A 1,555-nucleotide genomic window follows, 5' to 3' on the forward strand; every position below is an offset into this window, starting at 1 on the left:
GCAGAACAGCACGGGGCAACTGCGGTCACGGGAGCCGAAGTCATACGTATCGCACCCAACGAAACCGGGTGGTCCGTGTGGTCGAAAGAAGGCGAGGGATCCGATGGGAATCTGGTCCGTCGCACGGCCACACGACTGATCCTCGCCGCCGGTTCCGTCGCTACGACCGAACTCCTGCTGCGATCCCGCGACATCGACCAGACGCTGCCCAATCTCTCTCCCGCTCTGGGGCGTGGCTTCTCCGGCAACGGAGACCAGCTCGCACTGATAAATATTCGCCGAGGTGACGGTGACCTCACGACCGGTCCGACGATCACCACAACAACCGTCCTCGACGTCTGGGAGCGGTCCAAGCCGGTATGGTTCCAGGTGCAGGACGGTGCCGTTCCCGTCGTGATCTCCGACATGCTCGATCGACTTCTGCCTCTGCAGCGACTGCGTGCCTGGTGGAGCAGACTGCGCCGAAACGATCCCACTCGAACCTTTGCGCTGCTGTCAATGGGACATGATTCGGCAACGGGCCGCTTGGAACTCGACAACCACGGTCAGGCGCGACTGCGCTGGGCGAACCGGTGGCAGGCACGTCTCTACCGCGCCGAGGAACGGGTGGGCCCCCTCATCACCCGAGTCACAGGGGCACGCGTCCGATCGGTGATCCCTTGGTCGATATTGAAGAAGCCGGTGACGGTGCATCCCTTGGGTGGAGTACCTGCTGGAGACAGCAGAGACACAGGCGTCGTGGGACGAGACCTGCAGGTGCATGGGCACCCGGGCCTCTACGTGATGGACGGAGCTGTGCTCCCGGCATCGACGGGCGCAAACCCCTCGGCGACCATCCTTGCCGGTGCAGAACACGCGATCGAAGGACTCATTCGCACACTCACCGGAGACAGTTCGTGGCGGGCCCCGGAGTGGGACCGCGTCCGGCCTGTTCCGGCACCCGAGGACGAGGCCTACGAATGGATAGCTCGCCGACGCCGCGATACCGCCGGTGATGGGATCGTCTTCGATGAGCATATGCACGAACGCGTTCCGGGAAGCGGTCGGGCCGGAGACCTGCAGGTGCGGCTCGAGATCGCCAGTCTTGATCGCTTCCGTGCCGATCCTGAGCACCGGCTTGCCGTCGATGGCACGATCACTCTCGCCCAACTGCCCGGAACCCTCGAGGTGACAGGGCAGCTGCACATGTTTCCGGCCGATGGAAAGCCCCTCATGCGTTATGAACTTCGGGCCACGGATCCGGACGGGCAGATCTGGATCGGCGAGGCCATCAAATCCCAACGAGGAAGAGGCCCTCTCGCCCGGTATCGTAGCCTCACGAGCGCAGAGCTTGTTCTCCGGAGTGAGAGCGACCCGAGCGTGTCGATCAGGACTTCGTTTGTGCTGCATCCGCACAATGTGCTCGGCAACGGTCTTTCCCTCCGGGGCCGGGGATTCACCTTCCCGCGGCGGGCACAAGCGCTGATGACCTTCTCGGTCTTCTTCATCACCGGAGTGCTCGGGCTCCGCCGGCGCGGAGAAGGAGGCTGAAGTCGAGCAGTTGGAACAGGTCGAC

Annotated in this window: 1 protein-coding gene; it reads left to right on the forward strand. The window is 63.8% G+C overall.

What is annotated here, in order from left to right; genetic code table 11:
- Nucleotides 1-1,530: GMC family oxidoreductase (locus L0G76_RS16185; RefSeq protein WP_304358148.1), on the forward strand; the 1,530-nt coding region annotated here is incomplete at its 5' end.
- Nucleotides 1,531-1,555 lie beyond the last annotated feature (25 nt).

The organism is Brevibacterium picturae (genome assembly GCF_030453725.1).
In the GTDB taxonomy this organism is placed as follows: domain Bacteria; phylum Actinomycetota; class Actinomycetes; order Actinomycetales; family Brevibacteriaceae; genus Brevibacterium; species Brevibacterium sandarakinum_A.